At 67.5% G+C, this 21,341-nt stretch carries 16 protein-coding genes and 1 tRNA gene; 15 read left to right on the forward strand and 2 right to left on the reverse strand.

Going from position 1 to position 21,341, the window contains the following annotated elements:
* The first annotated feature begins 27 nt into the window (after nucleotides 1–27).
* The gene (locus tag AB0G35_RS17840) at nucleotides 28–1,092 is read left to right on the forward strand and encodes a UDP-N-acetylmuramate dehydrogenase (RefSeq protein WP_360949668.1); all 1,065 of its coding nucleotides are present in this window, start codon (nucleotides 28–30) and stop codon (nucleotides 1,090–1,092) included.
* 74 nt (nucleotides 1,093–1,166) lie between these two features.
* On the opposite strand, the gene AB0G35_RS17845 is transcribed toward AB0G35_RS17840, so the two are convergent.
* Nucleotides 1,167–2,243, reverse strand: coding sequence for an adenosine deaminase (locus tag AB0G35_RS17845; RefSeq protein WP_360949671.1), 1,077 nt, complete (start codon nucleotides 2,241–2,243; stop codon nucleotides 1,167–1,169).
* Nucleotides 2,244–2,377: 134 nt separating this feature from the next.
* Nucleotides 2,378–3,613, reverse strand: coding sequence for a pyridoxal phosphate-dependent aminotransferase (locus AB0G35_RS17850; RefSeq protein ID WP_360949674.1), 1,236 nt, complete (start codon nucleotides 3,611–3,613; stop codon nucleotides 2,378–2,380).
* 182 nt (nucleotides 3,614–3,795) lie between these two features.
* Here AB0G35_RS17850 and AB0G35_RS17855 point away from each other — a divergent pair.
* From AB0G35_RS17855 to fusA, 14 genes are all read left to right on the forward strand, one after another.
* A tRNA-Trp gene (locus AB0G35_RS17855) sits at nucleotides 3,796–3,868 on the forward strand.
* Between the two features lie 106 nt (nucleotides 3,869–3,974).
* On the forward strand, nucleotides 3,975–4,271 hold the full coding sequence (gene secE, locus AB0G35_RS17860; RefSeq protein WP_030412997.1) for a preprotein translocase subunit SecE: 297 nt from the start codon (nucleotides 3,975–3,977) through the stop codon (nucleotides 4,269–4,271).
* A gap of 72 nt (nucleotides 4,272–4,343) precedes the next feature.
* Nucleotides 4,344–5,219, forward strand: coding sequence for a transcription termination/antitermination protein NusG (gene nusG, locus AB0G35_RS17865; RefSeq protein ID WP_360949677.1), 876 nt, complete (start codon nucleotides 4,344–4,346; stop codon nucleotides 5,217–5,219).
* A 194-nt stretch (nucleotides 5,220–5,413) separates the two neighbouring features.
* On the forward strand, nucleotides 5,414–5,848 hold the full coding sequence (rplK, locus tag AB0G35_RS17870; protein ID WP_030412999.1) for a 50S ribosomal protein L11: 435 nt from the start codon (nucleotides 5,414–5,416) through the stop codon (nucleotides 5,846–5,848).
* An 82-nt stretch (nucleotides 5,849–5,930) separates the two neighbouring features.
* On the forward strand, nucleotides 5,931–6,647 hold the full coding sequence (gene rplA, locus AB0G35_RS17875; protein ID WP_030413000.1) for a 50S ribosomal protein L1: 717 nt from the start codon (nucleotides 5,931–5,933) through the stop codon (nucleotides 6,645–6,647).
* 144 nt (nucleotides 6,648–6,791) lie between these two features.
* The gene (locus tag AB0G35_RS17880) at nucleotides 6,792–7,646 is read left to right on the forward strand and encodes a hypothetical protein (RefSeq protein ID WP_360949681.1); all 855 of its coding nucleotides are present in this window, start codon (nucleotides 6,792–6,794) and stop codon (nucleotides 7,644–7,646) included.
* Between the two features lie 305 nt (nucleotides 7,647–7,951).
* The gene (gene rplJ / locus AB0G35_RS17885; protein ID WP_261957041.1) at nucleotides 7,952–8,479 is read left to right on the forward strand and encodes a 50S ribosomal protein L10; all 528 of its coding nucleotides are present in this window, start codon (nucleotides 7,952–7,954) and stop codon (nucleotides 8,477–8,479) included.
* Nucleotides 8,480–8,605: 126 nt separating this feature from the next.
* Nucleotides 8,606–8,992 carry a 50S ribosomal protein L7/L12 gene (rplL, locus tag AB0G35_RS17890; protein WP_261957042.1) on the forward strand — a complete coding sequence of 129 codons (387 nt, stop codon included), beginning with the start codon at nucleotides 8,606–8,608 and terminating at the stop codon, nucleotides 8,990–8,992.
* Nucleotides 8,993–9,616: 624 nt separating this feature from the next.
* On the forward strand, nucleotides 9,617–13,099 hold the full coding sequence (gene rpoB / locus AB0G35_RS17895) for a DNA-directed RNA polymerase subunit beta (protein ID WP_360949685.1): 3,483 nt from the start codon (nucleotides 9,617–9,619) through the stop codon (nucleotides 13,097–13,099).
* 139 nt (nucleotides 13,100–13,238) lie between these two features.
* The gene (locus tag AB0G35_RS17900; RefSeq protein ID WP_360949688.1) at nucleotides 13,239–17,138 is read left to right on the forward strand and encodes a DNA-directed RNA polymerase subunit beta'; all 3,900 of its coding nucleotides are present in this window, start codon (nucleotides 13,239–13,241) and stop codon (nucleotides 17,136–17,138) included.
* Nucleotides 17,139–17,346: 208 nt separating this feature from the next.
* Entirely contained in the window at nucleotides 17,347–17,826 is a 480-nt protein-coding gene (locus AB0G35_RS17905) for a DUF1707 and DUF4190 domain-containing protein (protein WP_360949691.1), read from the forward strand.
* A gap of 354 nt (nucleotides 17,827–18,180) precedes the next feature.
* The gene (gene rpsL, locus AB0G35_RS17910) at nucleotides 18,181–18,552 is read left to right on the forward strand and encodes a 30S ribosomal protein S12 (protein WP_003948652.1); all 372 of its coding nucleotides are present in this window, start codon (nucleotides 18,181–18,183) and stop codon (nucleotides 18,550–18,552) included.
* Between the two features lie 2 nt (nucleotides 18,553–18,554).
* Nucleotides 18,555–19,025, forward strand: a complete 471-nt coding sequence (gene rpsG, locus AB0G35_RS17915; protein ID WP_030413008.1) for a 30S ribosomal protein S7 — start codon at nucleotides 18,555–18,557, stop codon at nucleotides 19,023–19,025.
* Between the two features lie 39 nt (nucleotides 19,026–19,064).
* Nucleotides 19,065–21,185 carry an elongation factor G gene (fusA, locus tag AB0G35_RS17920; protein WP_360949694.1) on the forward strand — a complete coding sequence of 707 codons (2,121 nt, stop codon included), beginning with the start codon at nucleotides 19,065–19,067 and terminating at the stop codon, nucleotides 21,183–21,185.
* Nucleotides 21,186–21,341 lie beyond the last annotated feature (156 nt).

The following is a 21,341-nucleotide window of genomic DNA, read 5'->3' on the forward strand; positions in this document are numbered from 1 at the left end:
TCCGACCGCCCCCGTACCCTTGTGCGCGTGCAGGAACGCCACGGAGAAGCAAACGCCCCGCTCGCCCCGCTGACCACCTTCCGGCTCGGCGGACCGGCGAACCGCCTCGTCACGGCCACCACCGACGACGAGGTGATCGCCGCCGTCCGCGCGGCCGACGACGCCGGCACGCCACTGCTGATCATCGGCGGCGGCAGCAACCTCGTCATCAGCGACAAGGGCTTCGACGGCACGGCCCTGCGCCTCGCCACCACCGGCTTCGAGCTGGACGGCACCGCCCTCACCCTCGCCGCGGGTGAGAACTGGTCCGACGCCGTCGCCCGCACCGTCGAGGCCGGACTGGCCGGCGTCGAATGCCTGGCCGGCATCCCCGGCTCGGCCGGTGCCACCCCGGTCCAGAACGTCGGCGCGTACGGCCAGGAGGTCGCCACCACGATCACCGAGGTCGTCGCCTACGACCGCCGGGCCGGCGAGACCGTCACCCTCACCAACGAGGAGTGCGGCTTCGCCTACCGCGACAGCCGCTTCAAGCAGCACCCCGACCGCTTCGTGGTCCTGCGGGTCCGCTTCGCCCTGGAGGACGCCGGCGGCCTCTCCGCGCCCCTGAAGTACGCCGAGACCGCCCGTGCCCTCGGCGTCGAGGTCGGCGACCGGGTCCCGCTGGACATCGCCCGCAAGACCGTCCTGGCGCTGCGCGCCGGCAAGGGCATGGTGCTGGACCCCGAGGACCACGACACCTGGTCGGCCGGGTCGTTCTTCACCAACCCGATCCTCACCGAGGCCGAGCACGCCGCCTTCCTGGAGCGCGTCCGGGACCGCCTCGGCCCCGACACCGCCCCGCCCGCCTTCCCCGCCGGCGACGGCCTGGTGAAGACCTCCGCGGCCTGGCTCATCGACCGCGCCGGCTTCACCAAGGGCTACGGCACCGGCCCGGCCCGCATCTCGACCAAGCACACCCTCGCGCTCACCAACCGCGGCGGGGCCACCACCGAGGACCTGCTCGCCCTGGCCCGCGAGGTCCGGGACGGCGTCCACGCGGCCTTCGGCATCACCCTCGTCAACGAACCCGTGACGGTCGGCGTCAGCCTCTAGACGGGCCTCCAGGCGCCGCGACGGGCCGCTGGGGCTACGGCGGCCGGCTGCGGCCCTACGACGGCGCTGGGCGCCTACGCGGCCAGCCAGGCGTCGATCTCCGCCAGCAGCCGCCGCTGCTCGTCCTCGGGGGCGCGCGAGCCGCGGACGGACTGCCGGGCCAGCTCGGCCAGCTCGGCGTCGCTGAAGCCGTGCGTGGTGCGGGCGAGCTCGTACTGCGCGGCCAGCCGCGAGCCGAACAGCAGCGGGTCGTCCGCGCCCAGCGCCATCGGCACCCCGGCGTCGAACAGCGTCCGCAGCGGTACGTCCTCGGGCTTGTCGTAGACCCCCAGCGCCACGTTGGAGGCCGGGCACACCTCGCAGGTCACCTGGCGCTCGGCCAGCCGGCGCAGCAGCGCGGGATCCTCCGCGGCCCGTACGCCGTGCCCCACCCGGGCGGCGTGCAGATCGTCCAGGCAGTCCCGGACGCTGGCCGGCCCGGACAGTTCACCGCCGTGCGGCGCCGCCAGCAGACCGCCCTCCCGGGCGATCGCGAAGGCCCGGTCGAAGTCCCGCGCGAAACCCCGGCGTTCGTCGTTGGAGAGCCCGAAACCGATCACGCCCCGGTCCGCGTAGCGCACCGCGAGCCGCGCCAGCGTCCGGGCGTCCAGCGGGTGCTTCATGCGGTTCGCCGCGATCAGCACGCGGATACCGAGGCCGGTGTCCCGGGAGGCGGTGTGCACCGCGTCCAGGATGATCTCCAGGGCCGGGATCAGCCCGCCCAGCCGGGGCGCGTACGAGGTGGGGTCGACCTGGATCTCCAGCCAGCGCGAGCCGTCCCGGACGTCCTCCTCGGCGGCCTCGTGCACCAGCCGCTGGATGTCCTCGGGCGCGCGCAGGCACGAGCGCGCGATGTCGTACAGCCGCTGGAAGCGGAACCAGCCCCGCTCGTCCGTGGCACGCAGCCGGGGCGGCTCACCGCTGCGCAGGGCCTCGGGCAGATGGACGCCGTACTTGTCGGCGAGGTCCAGCAGGGTCGCGGACCGCATCGAACCGGTGAAGTGCAGGTGCAGATGGGCCTTCGGCAGCCGGCGCAGGTCTCGGACGGCGACCCCGTCACGGGCACGGGTGCACGGGGGGTTCGGGGGGTGTCCCGCTGAAGAGTGCTCCATTGGAGGATCTTGCCGTATCGGGGCGGCGCGCCGGTAGGCCCTTTCCCGACGGGGTGTCCGGAAGAACGCGCGAGCGGGCGGCCGGAACGCGTCCGACCGCCCGCTTCACCTACCGGAATGGGTACCCGGTCTCCCTACTTGGCCTCCGCCAGCAGCTTCTGGATCCGGGACACGCCCTCGACCAGGTCCTCGTCCCCGAGCGCGTACGAAAGCCGCAGGTAACCGGGGGTGCCGAAGGCCTCACCCGGGACGACGGCGACCTCCGCCTCCTCCAGGATCAGCTCGGCCAGCTCCACGCTGCTCTGCGGCCGCTTGCCGCGGATCTCCTTGCCCAGCAGCTCCTTCACCGACGGGTACGCGTAGAACGCGCCCTCGGGCTCCGGGCACAGCACCCCGTCGATCTCGTTGAGCATCCGCACGATCGTCTTGCGGCGCCGGTCGAAGGCGACCTTCATCTCCTCGACGGCCGTCAGATCGCCCGAGACGGCCGCGATGGCCGCCGCCTGCGCGACGTTGGAGACGTTGGAGGTGGCGTGCGACTGGAGGTTCGTCGCGGCCTTGACGACATCCTTGGGGCCGATCGCCCAGCCCACCCGCCAGCCGGTCATCGCGTACGTCTTGGCCACGCCGTTGACGATGATGCACTTGTCGCGCAGCTCGGGCACGACCACCGGCAGCGACACGAACTGCGCGTCGCCGTAGACCAGGTGCTCGTAGATCTCGTCGGTGAGCACCCACAGCCCGTGCTCCGCGGCCCAGCGGCCGACCGCCTCGACCTGCTCGCGGGTGTAGACCGCACCGGTCGGGTTCGACGGCGAGACGAACAGCAGCACCTTCGTGCGCTCCGTACGCGCCGCCTCCAGCTGCTCCACGGTCACGCGGTAGCCGGTGGTCTCGTCCGCGACCACGTCGACCGGCACCCCGCCCGCCAGCCGGATGGACTCCGGGTAGGTGGTCCAGTACGGAGCGGGCACGATGACCTCGTCGCCCGGGTCGAGGATCGCCGCGAACGCCTCGTAGATCGCCTGCTTCCCGCCGTTCGTCACCAGCACGTTCGCCGCCTCGATCTCGTAGCCCGAGTCGCGCAGCGTCTTCGCGACGATCGCGGACTTCAGCTCGGGGAGGCCGCCGGCCGGGGTGTAGCGGTGGTACTTCGGGTTGCGGCAGGCCTCCACGGCCGCCTCGACGATGTAGTCGGGCGTGGGGAAGTCGGGCTCACCGGCGCCGAAGCCGATCACCGGGCGCCCGGCGGCCTTGAGGGCCTTCGCCTTGGCGTCGACGGCGAGGGTCGCCGACTCGGAGATCGAACCGACGCGGGCCGACACCCGGCGGTCGGTAGGGGACGAAACGGAAGGGTTCGCAGCGCTCATACATGCATCGTTGCAGACCTCCGCCGGGCCCGGTACGCGGGTTTGCGGGCACCACCCGGACGGATCGTGTTCGACGCCCGGCCCGGAAGCACGTACACTCGCTGACCGTTGGCCCTCAACAGGCAGGCGCGGCGAACGCACTTAGTGCAGTCGTCCGCATGCGGTAGGTTGGGGAACCACAAAGGGTCGTAGCTCAATTGGTAGAGCACTGGTCTCCAAAACCAGCGGTTGGGGGTTCAAGTCCCTCCGGCCCTGCTACACGCACTCTCACCGCAGTGCGTGCACGTGTACGTATGAATTGCACCGCCGTGCGGCAGGGCAGGGCGCGGCACGGCCACGACCCGGATTCAGGTGAGGACGAGTGACGGACGCCCTGGGCTCCATCGACATGCCTGAGCGCGGTCGCTCCGAGGATGAGGCCGCCGAGTCCCAGAAGAAGCCCCGGCGCGGCGGCAAGCGCGGCAAGAAGGGTCCCTTCGCGCGTCTCGCGCTTTTCTACCGCCAGGTCATCGCAGAGCTCCGCAAGGTCGTCTGGCCCACGCGCAGCCAGCTGTCGACGTACACCAGTGTGGTGATCGTCTTCGTTGTCATCATCATCGGTCTCGTAACCGTGATTGACTTGGGAATCAACCGAGTCGTCGGGTACGTCTTCGGCTGATCCCGCGGAGGGCGCCTGCGCGGGCGCCATTTCGCATGTTCAACCCCTTGAAGCCAGGAAGAAGCAGCCACCGTGTCTGACCCGAACCTGAACGACGCCGCCGAATCCGCCGAGACGGCAGCGGCCGACGTTGACGCGGCTGCCTCGGCCGAGGTCGAGGGCGAGGACACCGCGCAGGAGATCGTCGAGGGTGCCGACACCGTCGACGAGCTCGACGCCGAGGAAGCCGCCGCCGGCGAGCCCGCCGAAGAGGCCGCGGTGCACGTCGAGGAGGACGCCGAGGCCACCGCCGAGGTCCCCGAGGACGAGGCCGCCGAGGAGCAGGAGCCGGTCGACCCGGTGGCCGCCCTCCGCGACGAACTGCGCGGTCTGCCCGGTGAGTGGTACGTCATCCACACCTACGCGGGCTACGAGAACCGCGTGAAGACCAACCTCGAACAGCGCGCCGTCTCGCTGAACGTCGAGGACTACATCTTCCAGGCCGAGGTGCCGCAGGAAGAGGTCGTCCAGATCAAGAACGGCGACCGCCGTACCGTCCGCCAGAACAAGCTCCCGGGCTACGTGCTCGTGCGCATGGACCTGACGAACGAGTCCTGGGGCGTCGTCCGCAACACCCCGGGCGTCACCGGCTTCGTCGGCAACGCCTACGACCCCTACCCGCTGACGCTGGACGAGATCGTCAAGATGCTCGCCCCGGAGGCCGAGGAGAAGGCCGCCAAGGAGGCCGCCGCGGCCGAGGGCAAGCCGGCGCCGTCCCGCAAGGTCGAGGTCCAGGTCCTGGACTTCGAGGTGGGCGACTCCGTCACGGTCACCGACGGTCCGTTCGCGACGCTGCAGGCGACGATCAACGAGATCAACGCCGACTCGAAGAAGGTCAAGGGCCTGGTCGAGATCTTCGGCCGGGAGACCCCGGTCGAGCTGTCCTTCGACCAGATCCAGAAGAACTGATCGAGTCCCCCTGATCCGGGCGGGCCGTACGGCCTCCCGGACCACCAGCCACCGGCCAGGTCAGACGGGCGCCAGCCTGTCTGACCTGTCGGTTTTTGGCCGCGCGACCATACCCGTTATCGTTGTGCGGTATGCCTCCATCCGGATGACCGGATGGGTCGGCGAAACACCTCTCACTAGGACCCGGAGAGAGCATGCCTCCCAAGAAGAAGAAGGTCACGGGGCTCATCAAGCTCCAGATCCAGGCCGGTGCCGCGAACCCGGCCCCGCCGGTCGGCCCCGCGCTGGGTCAGCACGGCGTCAACATCATGGAGTTCTGCAAGGCCTACAACGCCGCGACCGAGTCGCAGCGTGGCATGGTCGTGCCGGTGGAGATCACGGTCTACGAGGACCGTTCCTTCACCTTCGTCACCAAGACCCCCCCGGCCGCGAAGCTCATCCTGAAGGCCGCGGGCGTGGAGAAGGGCTCCGGCGAGCCGCACAAGACCAAGGTCGCCAAGATCACCCGCGACCAGGTCCGTGACATCGCCACCACCAAGATGCCCGACCTGAACGCCAACGACCTGGACGCCGCCGAGAAGATCATCGCCGGCACCGCCCGTTCCATGGGCATCACGGTCGAGGGCTGATCCCAGCCCCCTTTGGCACCCCCGTGGCAGGACCAGGCGCTGGTCCGGACCACGACTCCATCCCACTGCATCAGGAGCAGAAGTGAAGCGCAGCAAGACTCTTCGCAACGCGGACGCGAAGATCGACCGGGAGCGTCTGTACGCCCCGCTTGAGGCCGTCCGTCTCGCCAAGGACACCGCGTCCGTCAAGTTCGACGCGACCGTCGAGGTCGCCATGCGTCTGGGCGTCGACCCGCGCAAGGCCGACCAGATGGTCCGTGGCACCGTGAACCTCCCGCACGGCACCGGTAAGACCGCCCGGGTCCTGGTCTTCGCGACCGGTGACCGTGCTGCGGCCGCGGAAGCCGCCGGCGCCGACATCGTCGGCTCGGACGAACTGATCGACGAGGTCTCCAAGGGCCGTCTGGACTTCGACGCCGTCGTCGCCACCCCGGACCTGATGGGCAAGGTCGGCCGCCTCGGCCGCGTGCTCGGTCCCCGTGGTCTGATGCCGAACCCGAAGACCGGCACGGTCACCCCGGACGTCGCCAAGGCCGTCACCGACATCAAGGGCGGCAAGATCGAGTTCCGCGTGGACAAGCACGCGAACCTCCACTTCATCATCGGCAAGGTCTCCTTCGACGAGACCAAGCTGGTGGAGAACTACGCCGCGGCGCTTGAGGAGATCACCCGTCTCAAGCCGTCCGCCGCCAAGGGCCGGTACATCAAGAAGACCACCATCACCACCACGATGGGCCCCGGCATCCCGGTGGACAGCAACCGCACCCGCAACCTCCTCGTCGAGGACGAGGCCGTCTGATCTCCCTGATCGACGCCTCACAGCGCGCGTAACACCTCAGGCCCCGCTCTCCGCACGGAGGGCGGGGCCTGACGCATGCCGTGTCACCCGTCTGGTCTAAAGTCCTCCCACAACCCACTAAGGGAAATATCAAGGGGGAGCCCAGTGCGCAGCACGCGTATGGCCGCCGTGGTGGCGGGAGTTGTCATGATGGCGGGCCTGACGGCCTGTAACGGCGGCAAGAGCGACAACGCCGGCGGCAGCGGCGGCAGCGACGGGGGATCGGGTTCCGGCCAGTCCCCCCTCCAGGTGGCGCTGGCGTCGCTCAAGACGGCCGCGAAGCAGACCGGCGACAAGAAGTCCGCCGCGGTCGACGGCACGCTCAAGAACGCCACCTCCACCCAGTCGATGAAGGGTGCGATGGACTGGTCCCAGGGCATGCGGATGAACCTCGACATCACGCAGTCCGCGGGGATGCTGGCCGGCAAGTCCAACAAGGCGGTGTACACGTCCGACGCGATGTACATGAAGACGGGCACGCCGGTGGGCGGCAAGTCCTGGATCAAGTACGACTACGACGCCCTGGCCAAGCGGATGGGCCCGACCGGTGCCCTGATCAAGGACCAGATGAACAACAACAACCCGACCCGGTCGATGGAGCTGCTGATCGCCTCCGGCAAGGTCAAGGAGGCCGGCAAGGAGGACGTCCGCGGCGTCCAGGCCACCCACTACACCGGCACCCTCTCGATCTCCGAGCTGACCCGCATGCAGTCGAAGAACGTCAGCGAGACGGACATGAAGGCGCTGGAGCAGCAGCTCAAGACGTCCGGTGCGGGCCAGGAGACCATCGACCTGTGGATCGGCCCGGACAACCTGCTGGTCAAGAAGCGTGAGCACCTGGTCGGAGGGAAGGTCCCGTACGACTCCACGGTCTTCTACTCGAACTACGGCACCAAGGTCCCCGACCAGACGCCGCCGGCCGGTGAGACGGTGGACTTCGACAAGGTCGGCAAGCCGTAAGTGAGCCGTTGAACGGCGGGCAGGGGGCGCGGCCGGCGCCCCCTGTCGGCCGATTTGCCTGACGCAGGCCGCTCCCGTACCGTATGCGGGAAGCCAAAGACCGCTGGTTGTCGCTGCGCGTCCGAACCCGGGCGTGTGGAGGCCGAAGGATCCGCTAGCTGCGGACGACCTGCGCAGGTGACTGAGGAAGAAAGCTCCCGGGCGTCAGCCTGGTTGAGTTCTCGCCCCGTGCGCCTGCGCCGGGGCGTTTGTTTTGCCCAGCCCCTTCTGCGCGGTCCTCATCACCCGGAAGGAGGCCGAGGCTCATGGCGACGTCCGACAAGATCGCAGCCGTTGAGGAAATCACGCAGAAGCTGCGTGACTCCAACGCAGCTGTTGTGACCTCTTACACCGGACTGACTGTGGCGCAGCTCAAGGAGCTGCGTCGTTCTCTCGGCGAGAACGCTCAGTACCGTGTGGTGAAGAACACGCTGACCAAGATCGCGGCCAATGAGGCCGGGATTCAGCTGGACGAGCACCTCAGTGGCTCGACGGCTGTCGCCTTTGTGACCGGTGACCCGGTCGAGGCGGCGAAGGGTCTTCGTGACTTCGCCAAGGACAACCCCGCTCTCGTCATCAAGGGCGGTGTCCTTGAAGGCAAGGCGCTGTCCGCCGACGAGATCAAGAAGCTTGCGGACCTTGAGTCCCGCGAGGTTCTGCTCAGCAAGCTGGCCGGTGCCATGAAGGGCAAGCAGTCCCAGGCTGCCGCGCTCTTCCAGGCGCTGCCGTCGAAGTTCGTCCGCACCGCGGAAGCGCTTCGCGCCAAGCAGGCCGAGCAGGGCGGTGCCGAGTAATTCGGCTCGCACATTGGCAGCCCGCGCCCAGGTACGCCTAGGCCGGGAGGCCACAGCGGGCCCGAACGTACGCCCGCCTCACATGTACATCCGGCACCAGCCGAATTAGTGGAAGGACCGCCCATCATGGCGAAGCTCAGCCAGGAAGACCTGCTCGCGCAGTTCGAGGAGATGACCCTCATCGAGCTCTCCGAGTTCGTGAAGGCGTTCGAGGAGAAGTTCGACGTCACCGCTGCCGCCCCGGCCGCCGTCGTCGCCGCCGGTGCCCCGGGTGCCCCGGCCGCCGCCGCCGAGGAGGAGAAGGACGAGTTCGACGTCATCCTCACCGGTGCCGGCGACAAGAAGATCCAGGTCATCAAGGTCGTGCGTGAGCTGACCTCCCTGGGCCTGAAGGAGGCCAAGGACCTCGTCGACGGCACCCCGAAGCCGGTCCTCGAGAAGGTCGCCAAGGACGCCGCCGACAAGGCCGCCGAGGCCCTCAAGGGCGCCGGTGCCTCCGTCGAGGTCAAGTGACCCACTGAGTCTCCGACTCACGTCCGTGTCACCTGAGGTGTAACGGACACCCAGCGAAGGGCGATCACCCATACGGGTGGTCGCCCTTCGGCGTGCTCGCCCGGGCTGCGTTGCCTCCGGCCGGAGGCAGAGTATGGTGATCTTCGTTGCCCGGACGTGCTCCCATGTGACGATCTCGCAGAGGTGGGGGGCCTTGACGAACCGGACGCGGCGCGCAATTCTCGGGACGCGACGCTGAAGCGATCCAGGGTTCGAGGCATGGATCGCCGACGAAGAGGGAAGCATCGGTGTGCGCCACTGGCGCAGGGCTTTCGGCAGGCGCAGGGCATTGAGAAGAACAAACGAGGGGATCCTCCGGCACGACGGGGGACGCGACTTCCCGGAGGGAGAAGATCGGTATCACGGTGCTGAACCGGTCTCCGGAAACTCGCCCTGGACATCAGTGGGCCTTGTGGCTACACTGACCCTTTGCGCTGCCTGTTAGCTGCTCCCTGCCCGTCACCAGGGGCATATCCGAGCCCGAGCAAAGCTGGATGATCCGCCCTGACCTGGGCTTTCCCTCAGTCTGCTCGATTCGGGACCGGTACGCGCGTAGTGAGTCCGAGCCCTCGGAAGGACCCCCTCTTGGCCGCCTCGCGCAACGCCTCGACTGCCAATACGAACAACGGCGACAGCACCGCCCCGCTGCGCATCTCTTTTGCGAAGATCAAGGAGCCCCTCGGGGTTCCGAACCTCCTTGCGCTGCAGACCGAAAGCTTCGACTGGCTGCTCGGCAATGCCGCATGGAAGGGTCGCGTCGAGGCTGCGCTGGAGAGTGGGCAGGAAGTTCCCACCAAGTCCGGTCTCGAAGAGATCTTCGAAGAGATCTCCCCGATCGAGGACTTCTCCGGGTCGATGTCGCTGACGTTCCGCGACCACCGCTTCGAGCCCCCGAAGAACTCCATCGACGAGTGCAAGGAGCGCGACTTCACGTACGCCGCCCCGCTCTTCGTCACGGCGGAGTTCACCAACAACGAGACCGGTGAGATCAAGTCCCAGACGGTCTTCATGGGCGACTTCCCGCTCATGACGAACAAGGGCACCTTCGTCATCAACGGCACCGAGCGTGTCGTGGTGTCGCAGCTGGTCCGCTCGCCGGGCGTGTACTTCGACAGCTCCATCGACAAGACGTCCGACAAGGACATCTTCTCCGCCAAGATCATCCCGTCCCGGGGTGCCTGGCTGGAGATGGAGATCGACAAGCGCGACATGGTCGGTGTCCGCATCGACCGCAAGCGCAAGCAGTCGGTCACCGTCCTGCTCAAGGCGCTCGGCTGGACCACCGAGCAGATCCTTGAGGAGTTCGGCGACTACGAGTCCATGCGCGCCACCCTGGAGAAGGACCACACCCAGGGCCAGGACGACGCGCTGCTGGACATCTACCGCAAGCTGCGTCCGGGCGAGCCGCCGACCCGCGAGGCCGCGCAGACGCTGCTGGAGAACCTCTACTTCAACCCGAAGCGCTACGACCTCGCCAAGGTCGGCCGCTACAAGGTCAACAAGAAGCTCGGTGGCGACGAGCCGCTGGACGCCGGTGTGCTCACCACCGACGACATCATCGCCACGATCAAGTACCTGGTGAAGCTGCACGCCGGCGAGACCGAGACGATCGGCGAGAACGGCACCACGATCGTCGTCGAGACCGACGACATCGACCACTTCGGCAACCGTCGTCTGCGCAACGTCGGCGAGCTCATCCAGAACCAGGTCCGCACGGGTCTGGCCCGTATGGAGCGCGTCGTGCGCGAGCGCATGACCACCCAGGACGTCGAGGCGATCACGCCGCAGACGCTGATCAACATCCGGCCGGTCGTCGCCTCCATCAAGGAGTTCTTCGGCACCAGCCAGCTGTCCCAGTTCATGGACCAGACCAACCCGCTGTCGGGTCTGACCCACAAGCGCCGTCTGTCGGCGCTGGGCCCGGGTGGTCTCTCCCGTGAGCGGGCCGGCCTGGACGTCCGTGACGTGCACCCGTCGCACTACGGCCGCATGTGCCCGATCGAGACGCCGGAAGGCCCGAACATCGGTCTGATCGGCTCGCTCGCCTCGTACGGCCGGGTCAACGTCTTCGGCTTCATCGAGACCCCGTACCGCAAGGTCGTCGACGGTCAGGTCACCGAAGAGGTGGACTACCTCACCGCCGACGAGGAGGACCGCTTCCTCATCGCCCAGGCCAACGCGAAGCTGACCGACGACATGCGGTTCGCCGAGCAGCGTGTCCTGGTCCGCCGCCGCGGCGGCGAGGTCGACCTGGTCCCCGCCGACGAGGTGCACTTCATGGACGTCTCGCCGCGCCAGATGGTGTCGGCCGCGACCGCCATGATCCCGTTCCTTGAGCACGACGACGCCAACCGCGCGCTCATGGGATCGAACATGATGCGCCAGGCCGTTCCGCTGATCAAGGCGGAGTCGCCGCTGGTCGGTACCGGCATGGAGTACCGCTGCGCGGTCGACGCCGGCGACGTCATCAAGGCGGAGAAGGACGGTGTGGTCCAGGAGGTCTCCGCGGACTACATCACCGTCGCCAACGACGACGGCACGTACACCACGTACCGCGTCGCCAAGTTCACCCGCTCCAACCAGGGCACCTCCTTCAACCAGAAGGTCGTCGTGGACGAGGGCGCGCGGGTCATCGAGGGCCAGGTCCTCGCCGACGGTCCGTCCACGGACCAGGGCGAGATGGCGCTCGGCAAGAACCTGCTCGTCGCGTTCATGCCGTGGGAGGGCCACAACTACGAGGACGCGATCATCCTGTCGCAGCGCCTCGTGCAGGACGACGTCCTCTCCTCGATCCACATCGAGGAGCACGAGGTCGACGCCCGTGACACCAAGCTCGGCCCCGAGGAGATCACCCGGGACATCCCGAACGTCTCCGAGGAGGTCCTCTCGGACCTCGACGAGCGCGGCATCATCCGGATCGGTGCCGAGGTCGTCGCCGGCGACATCCTCGTCGGCAAGGTCACGCCCAAGGGTGAGACCGAGCTGACCCCCGAGGAGCGCCTGCTCCGCGCGATCTTCGGTGAGAAGGCGCGCGAGGTGCGCGACACCTCGCTGAAGGTGCCGCACGGCGAGATCGGCAAGGTCATCGGCGTCCGCGTCTTCGACCGCGAGGAGGGCGACGAGCTGCCCCCGGGCGTGAACCAGCTGGTCCGCGTCTACGTCGCCCAGAAGCGCAAGATCACCGACGGTGACAAGCTCGCCGGCCGTCACGGCAACAAGGGCGTCATCTCGAAGATCCTGCCGGTCGAGGACATGCCGTTCCTGGAGGACGGCACCCCGGTCGACATCATCCTCAACCCGCTGGGTGTCCCGTCCCGAATGAACCCGGGACAGGTCCTGGAGATCCACCTCGGCTGGCTCGCCAGCCAGGGCTGGAAGGTCGAGGGCGGCGAGGAGTGGCAGCAGCGGCTCCAGGCGATCGGCGCCGACGACGTCGCGCCGCGCACCAACGTCGCGACCCCGGTCTTCGACGGTGCGCGCGAGGACGAGCTCGCTGGTCTCTTCGAGTCGACGCTTCCCAACCGCGACGGCGAGCGGATGGTCAAGAGCTCCGGCAAGGCCCAGCTCTTCGACGGCCGCTCCGGTGAGCCGTTCCCGGACCCGATCTCGGTCGGGTACATGTACATCCTCAAGCTCCACCACCTGGTCGACGACAAGCTGCACGCCCGCTCGACCGGCCCGTACTCGATGATCACCCAGCAGCCGCTGGGTGGTAAGGCCCAGTTCGGTGGCCAGCGCTTCGGTGAGATGGAGGTGTGGGCGCTGGAGGCTTACGGCGCCGCGTACGCCCTCCAGGAGCTGCTGACGATCAAGTCCGACGACGTCACCGGCCGCGTGAAGGTCTACGAGGCCATCGTCAAGGGCGAGAACATCCCGGAGCCCGGCATCCCCGAGTCCTTCAAGGTGCTCATCAAGGAGATGCAGTCCCTGTGCCTCAACGTGGAGGTGCTGTCCTCGGACGGCATGTCCATCGAGATGCGCGACACCGACGAGGACGTCTTCCGCGCTGCGGAGGAGCTCGGCATCGACCTGTCCCGGCGCGAGCCGAGCAGCGTCGAAGAGGTCTGACGGGTCTGGCCGGGAGCTTCTGCCCAGAGGTTCCCGGCCCCTCCCCCCAAGGACTCCGACGGAGTTCCGGCCGGGGAGGGACCCCCATCGGCCCCCGTTCAGACCATCTAGATACGACCCTGAGAGGGATTGACGCATAGTGCTCGACGTCAACTTCTTCGACGAGCTGCGGATCGGCCTCGCCACCGCTGACGACATCCGTCAGTGGTCCCACGGTGAGGTCAAGAAGCCGGAGACCATCAACTACCGCACCCTCAAGCCCGAGAAGGACGGCCTCTTCTGCGAGAAGATCTTCGGCCCCACCCGGGACTGGGAGTGCTACTGCGGTAAGTACAAGCGCGTCCGCTTCAAGGGCATCATCTGCGAGCGGTGCGGCGTCGAGGTCACTCGCGCCAAGGTGCGCCGTGAGCGGATGGGCCACATCGAGCTGGCCGCTCCCGTTACCCACATCTGGTACTTCAAGGGCGTCCCGAGCCGGCTGGGCTACCTGCTGGACCTCGCGCCCAAGGACCTTGAGAAGGTCATCTACTTCGCCGCGTACATGATCACGTACGTGGACGAGGAGCGCCGCACCCGCGATCTGCCCTCGCTGGAGGCCCACGTCTCCGTCGAGCGCCAGCAGATCGAGCAGCGCCGCGACTCCGACCTGGAGGCCCGCGCCAAGAAGCTTGAGACCGACCTGGCCGAGCTGGAGGCCGAGGGCGCCAAGGCCGACGTGCGCCGCAAGGTGCGCGAGGGCGCCGAGCGTGAGATGAAGCAGCTGCGCGACCGTGCGCAGCGCGAGATCGACCGCCTCGACGAGGTCTGGAACCGCTTCAAGAACCTCAAGGTCCAGGACCTGGAGGGCGACGAGCTGCTCTACCGCGAGCTGCGTGACCGCTTCGGCACGTACTTCGACGGTTCGATGGGTGCCGCGGCGCTGCAGAAGCGCCTGGAGACCTTCGACCTGGACGAGGAGGCCGAGCGCCTCCGCGAGATCATCCGGACCGGCAAGGGCCAGAAGAAGACCCGTGCGCTCAAGCGCCTGAAGGTCGTCTCCGCCTTCCTGCAGACCCGCAACAGCCCCAAGGGCATGGTGCTGGACTGCATCCCGGTGATCCCGCCGGACCTGCGTCCGATGGTGCAGCTGGACGGTGGCCGCTTCGCGACCTCCGACCTGAACGACCTGTACCGCCGTGTGATCAACCGCAACAACCGCCTGAAGCGGCTTCTCGACCTCGGCGCGCCCGAGATCATTGTGAACAACGAGAAGCGCATGCTCCAGGAGGCCGTCGACGCGCTCTTCGACAACGGCCGCCGCGGCCGCCCGGTCACGGGCCCCGGCAACCGTCCGCTGAAGTCGCTGTCCGACATGCTCAAGGGCAAGCAGGGCCGCTTCCGTCAGAACCTGCTGGGTAAGCGAGTCGACTACTCGGCGCGTTCCGTCATCGTCGTCGGCCCGCAGCTGAAGCTGCACCAGTGCGGTCTGCCCAAGGCCATGGCGCTGGAGCTCTTCAAGCCGTTCGTGATGAAGCGCCTGGTGGACCTGAACCACGCGCAGAACATCAAGTCGGCCAAGCGCATGGTCGAGCGCGGCCGCACCGTCGTGTACGACGTCCTCGAAGAGGTCATCGCCGAGCACCCGGTGCTGCTGAACCGTGCGCCCACCCTGCACCGCCTCGGCATCCAGGCCTTCGAGCCGCAGCTGGTCGAGGGCAAGGCCATTCAGATCCACCCGCTCGTCTGCACCGCGTTCAACGCGGACTTCGACGGTGACCAGATGGCCGTCCACCTCCCGCTGTCCGCGGAGGCGCAGGCCGAGGCCCGCATCCTGATGCTGTCCTCGAACAACATCCTCAAGCCGGCCGACGGCCGTCCGGTCACCATGCCGACCCAGGACATGGTGCTCGGCCTCTTCTTCCTCACCACGGATGAAGAGGAGCGCGAGGTCAAGGGCGAGGGCCGGGCGTTCGGCTCGGTCGCCGAGGCGATCATGGCCTTCGACGCCCGCGAGCTCTCGCTGCAGGCGAAGGTCGACATCCGCTTCCCGATCGGCACGGTTCCGCCCCGCGGCTGGACCCCGCCGGTTCCGGAGGAGGGCGAGCCCGAGTGGCAGCAGGGTGACAGCTTCCGGCTGCGGACGACCCTGGGCCGTGCGCTCTTCAACGAGCTGCTGCCCGAGGACTACCCGTTCGTCGACTACTCGGTGGGCAAGAAGCAGCTCTCCGCGATCGTCAACGACCTGGCCGAGCGCTACCCGAAGGTCATCGTGGCGGCGACGCTCGACAACCTGAAGGCGGCCGGCTTCCACTGGGCGACCCGTTCCGGCGTCACCGTCGCCGTGTCGGACATCGTCGTGCCGGAGGCCAAGAAGGCCATCGTCGCGGGCTACGAGGCCCAGGACGAGAAGGTCCAGAAGCAGTACGAGCGCGGTCTGATCACCAAGGACGAGCGCACTCAGGAACTGATCAACATCTGGACCAAGGCGACCAACGAGGTCGCCGAGGCGATGAACGACAACTTCCCCAAGACCAACCCCATCTTCATGATGGTTGACTCGGGTGCCCGAGGAAACATGATGCAGATGCGGCAGATCGCCGGTATGCGTGGTCTGGTGTCGAACGCGAAGAATGAGACGATCCCGCGTCCCATTAAGGCGTCGTTCCGCGAGGGCCTGTCCGTGCTGGAGTACTTCATCTCCACCCACGGTGCCCGTAAGGGTCTGGCGGACACCGCCCTCCGTACCGCCGACTCCGGTTACCTCACCCGTCGTCTGGTCGACGTCTCCCAGGACGTCATCATCCGCGAGGAGGACTGCGGCACCGAGCGCGGCCTCAAGCTGCGGATCGCCTCGAAGGGCGCCGACGGCGTCCTGCGCAAGGCGGACGACGTGGAGTCCAGCGTCTACGCCCGCATGCTGGCGGAAGACGTGGTCGTCGACGGCAAGGTCGTCGCCTCCGCGAACGTCGACCTCGGTGACGTGCTCATCGACCAGCTGGTCGCGCACGGCGTCGAGGAGGTCAAGACCCGCTCGGTCCTGACCTGTGAGTCCGCGGTCGGCACCTGCGCCTTCTGCTACGGCCGTTCGCTGGCCACCGGCAAGCTGGTCGACATCGGTGAGGCGGTCGGCATCATCGCCGCCCAGTCCATCGGTGAGCCCGGCACCCAGCTGACGATGCGTACCTTCCACACCGGTGGTGTGGCCGGTGACGACATCACCCTGGGTCTGCCGCGTGTCGTCGAGCTCTTCGAGGCCCGTACGCCCAAGGGTGTCGCCCCGATCTCGGAGGCGGCCGGCCGCGTCCGGATCGAGGAGACCGAGAAGACCAAGAAGGTCATCGTCACGCCGGACGACGGCAGCGACGAGACGTCCTACGGCGTCTCCAAGCGCGCCCGTCTCCTGGTGGGCGAGGGCGACCACGTCCAGGTCGGCCAGCCGCTGACCGTGGGTGCGATCAACCCGCACGACGTGCTGCGGATCCTCGGCCAGCGTGCCGTCCAGGTCCACCTGGTCGGCGAGGTCCAGAAGGTCTACAACAGCCAGGGCGTGGCGATCCACGACAAGCACATCGAGATCATCATCCGGCAGATGCTGCGCCGCGTGACGATCATCGAGTCCGGCGACGCGGAACTGCTGCCGGGCGAACTCGTGGAGCGCACGAAGTTCGAGAGCGAGAACCGTCGCGTCGTGGCGGAAGGCGGCCACCCGGCCTCCGGCCGTCCGCAGCTGATGGGTATCACCAAGGCTTCGCTGGCGACGGAATCCTGGCTGTCGGCCGCCTCCTTCCAGGAGACGACCCGAGTCCTGACGGACGCGGCGATCAACGCCAAGTCCGACAGCCTCATCGGCCTCAAGGAGAACGTCATCATCGGTAAGCTCATCCCGGCCGGTACGGGCCTGTCCCGCTACCGCAACATCCGGGTCGAGCCCACCGAGGAGGCCAAGGCCGCGATGTACTCGGCCGTCGGTTACGACGACATCGACTACTCGCCCTTCGGCACCGGCTCCGGCCAGGCGGTCCCGCTGGAGGACTACGACTACGGCCCGTACAACCAGTAATCCTGGTCCGTACACCGTCCACAGGGCGGCCACCCTCCGGGGTGGCCGCCCTGCGGCATTGGGGGCCGCACGGGGGAACTCGTCCTCCCCTCCCTGCGTCTCTGATGAGAAGATGGGGAGAACTGTCGAGCGGGGGGAGGTTCGCGACGTGGCATTCCAGCCGTGGCAGGGTGGGCAGCCCGCTCAGCCGTGGAATCAGGTTCCTGCCATGCGTGCCTCGCACGCCGATCGTGAACGGGCGGTCGATGTGCTCAAGGCGGGGTTCGCCGAAGGGCGGCTCCAGCAGTCCGAGTACGAGCAGCGGCTGACCCGGGCCTACGAGGCGCAGACCCATGCCGAGCTGCAGATGCTGGTCTCGGACCTGCCGATGGGGCCGGTGCCGCAGGCGCAGTTCGTACCGCAGCGGCCGGTGCCGGCGACGTTCATGCCGATGCAGATGCCGCCGCCGGTGACAACGAACAGCTCGGCGACGGGTGCGCTGGTCTGCGGGCTGATGACGCCGGTGACCTGGGGACTGACCGCGATCCCGGCGGTGATCCTGGGCCACAAGGCGCGCGCGGAGATCCGGCGCAGCGGGGAGCGGGGGGACGGGCAGGCGCTCACCGGACTGATCCTGGGCTGGCTGGCGATCGGTGGCTGGTCGCTGATGTTCCTGGTGTGGATCCTGCTCGCGGCGGTCAACCTCTGACCGTGTTGCGGGGCGCCCGCGCCTTCTTCCGTAGGGGCCGCTCGCGCACTACGGTGGCGGCAGCGCCGTGACGAGTCCGGCGTGTCCTTCGCGTGTGCATTTGTTTTGACCGCAGCCAATGCGGTAGGTACGCTCTGACCTTGTGCCTGGGGTGTCCCTGGGCTGCCGTGCGCGCAATCTCCCGAGCCATCGGCCGGGAGGCCACCAGCACGGAAGCCGGGTTCCGACACCGCAATCTGCCGCCTTCTCGTTCCAGCGGGGACCGGACTGCAGTATTCGACACACCCGACCGCGTGGGTCGGGGGTGTTCCAGGTTAGCTTTACCGAGACTGGCACACAGAAACCGGAGAAACGGTGCCTACGATCCAGCAGCTGGTCCGCAAGGGCCGGCAGGACAAGGTCGAGAAGAACAAGACGCCCGCGCTTGAGGGTTCGCCCCAGCGCCGTGGCGTCTGCACGCGTGTTTTCACCACCACCCCGAAGAAGCCGAACTCGGCCCTGCGTAAGGTCGCGCGTGTGCGTCTGACCAGCGGGATCGAGGTCACCGCTTACATCCCGGGTGAGGGCCACAACCTCCAGGAGCACTCGATCGTGCTCGTGCGTGGCGGCCGTGTGAAGGACCTGCCGGGTGTTCGGTACAAGATCATCCGCGGCTCCCTCGACACGCAGGGCGTCAAGAACCGCAAGCAGGCTCGCAGCCGCTACGGCGCCAAGAAGGAGAAGTAAGAATGCCTCGTAAGGGCCCCGCCCCGAAGCGCCCGGTCATCGTCGACCCGGTCTACGGCTCTCCTCTGGTGACCTCCCTCATCAACAAGGTGCTGCTGAACGGCAAGCGCTCCACCGCTGAGCGCATCGTTTACGGCGCCATGGAGGGGCTGCGCGAGAAGACCGGCAACGACCCGGTCATCACCCTCAAGCGCGCGCTCGAGAACATCAAGCCGACCCTTGAGGTCAAGTCCCGCCGCGTCGGTGGCGCGACCTACCAGGTCCCGGTCGAGGTCAAGCCCGGCCGTGCAGCCACCCTCTCGCTCCGCTGGCTCGTGGGCTACTCGCGCGCCCGTCGCGAGAAGACCATGACCGAGCGCCTCATGAACGAACTGCTCGACGCCTCCAACGGCCTCGGCGCTTCGGTCAAGAAGCGTGAGGACACGCACAAGATGGCCGAGTCCAACAAGGCCTTCGCGCACTACCGCTGGTAGTCGCAACCCACATCGAGACCGAGAGAAGATTGAGCCACTATGGCTACCACTTCGCTTGACCTGGCCAAGGTCCGCAACATCGGGATCATGGCCCACATCGACGCGGGCAAGACGACCACCACCGAGCGGATCCTGTTCTACACCGGTGTTTCGTACAAGATCGGTGAGGTCCACGACGGCGCTGCCACGATGGACTGGATGGAGCAGGAGCAGGAGCGCGGCATCACGATCACGTCTGCCGCGACGACCTGCCACTGGCCGCTGGACAACGTCGACAACACCATCAACATCATCGACACCCCGGGCCACGTCGACTTCACCGTCGAGGTGGAGCGCTCGCTGCGCGTGCTCGACGGTGCGGTGACGGTGTTCGACGGTGTTGCCGGTGTTGAGCCCCAGTCCGAGACCGTTTGGCGTCAGGCGGACCGCTACGGCGTTCCGCGCATCTGCTTCGTCAACAAGCTCGACCGTACGGGTGCCGAGTTCCACCGCTGCGTCGACATGATCACGGACCGCCTCGGCGCGACCCCGATCGTGATGCAGCTGCCGATCGGTACCGAGGCGGACTTCAAGGGTGTCGTCGACCTCGTCAAGATGAAGGCCCTCGTCTGGTCGGCCGAGGCCGCCAAGGGCGAGATGTACGACACCGTCGACATCCCGGACACGCACATCGAGGCTGCCGACGAATGGCGCGGCAAGCTCCTTGAGGTCGTCGCCGAGAACGACGAAGAGATCATGGAGCTGTACCTGGAGGGCCAGGAGCCCACCGAGGAGCAGCTCTACGCGGCGATCCGCCGGATCACCATCGCCTCCGGCAAGGCCGACGTCACCACCGTCACGCCGGTGTTCTGCGGTACCGCGTTCAAGAACAAGGGTGTGCAGCCGCTGCTCGACGCGGTCGTGCGCTACCTCCCCTCCCCGTTGGACGTCGAGGCCATCGAGGGCCACGCGGTCAACGACCCGGAGGAGGTCGTCAAGCGCAAGCCGTCCGAGGACGAGCCGCTGGCCGCCCTGGCGTTCAAGATTGCGAGCGACCCCCACCTGGGCAAGCTCACCTTCATCCGGGTGTACTCGGGCCGCCTTGAGGCCGGCTCGCAGGTGCAGAACTCGGTGAAGGGCAAGAAGGAGCGCATCGGCAAGATCTACCGGATGCACGCGAACAAGCGTGAGGAGATCGACTCGGTGGGTGCCGGCGACATCGTCGCCGTCATGGGTCTGAAGCAGACCACCACCGGTGAGACCCTCTGCGACGCGTCGAACCAGGTCATCCTGGAGTCGATGGAGTTCCCGGCCCCGGTCATCCAGGTCGCCATCGAGCCCAAGTCGAAGGGCGACCAGGAGAAGCTGGGTGTCGCCATCCAGCGTCTCGCCGAAGAGGACCCCTCGTTCCAGGTGCACACCGACGAGGAGACCGGCCAGACCATCATCGCGGGTATGGGCGAGCTGCACCTCGACGTGCTGGTCGACCGTATGAAGCGTGAGTTCCGGGTCGAGGCCAACGTCGGTAAGCCGCAGGTCGCCTACCGCGAGACGCTGCGCAAGTCCGTCGAGCGCTACGACTACACGCACAAGAAGCAGACCGGTGGTTCCGGTCAGTTCGCGAAGGTCCAGATCGCGCTGGAGCCCCTTGAGGGCGACGGGTACGAGTTCGAGAACAAGGTCACCGGTGGCCGCATCCCGCGGGAGTACATCCCGTCCGTGGACGCCGGTTGCCAGGAGGCCATGGAGTTCGGCGTGCTCGCCGGCTACCCGCTCACGGGCGTCAAGGTCATCCTGCTCGACGGTGCCTTCCACGAGGTCGACTCGTCGGAAATGGCGTTCAAGATCGCCGGTTCGATGGCCTTCAAGGAGGCCGCCCGCAAGGCCTCCCCGGCCCTGCTTGAGCCGATGATGAAGGTCGAGGTCACCACGCCCGAGGACTACATGGGTGACGTGATCGGCGACATCAACTCCCGCCGTGGGCAGATCCAGTCCATGGAGGACCGCGCCGGCGCCAAGCTCGTCACGGGCCTGGTTCCGCTCTCGGAGATGTTCGGCTACGTCGGAGACCTCCGCAGCAAGACGTCGGGTCGCGCGAGCTACTCGATGCAGTTCGACTCCTACGCCGAGGTTCCGCGGAACGTCGCCGAGGAGATCATCGCGAAGGCCAAGGGCGAGTAACTCCGGTCCCGTAAGAACCGGAGCGCAACACGCTTTAGGCTTGACACCGTCTGATGGGAGCAATCCCCGCAATCCGTGAGGATTGCTCCCGCCAGCCGGCACCCCAGCAAAGATCACCTGGCGCCGATGAGTAAGGCGTACAGAACCACTCCACAG

Source organism: Streptomyces sp. NPDC021749 (assembly GCF_040640655.1).
GTDB lineage: Bacteria > Actinomycetota > Actinomycetes > Streptomycetales > Streptomycetaceae > Streptomyces.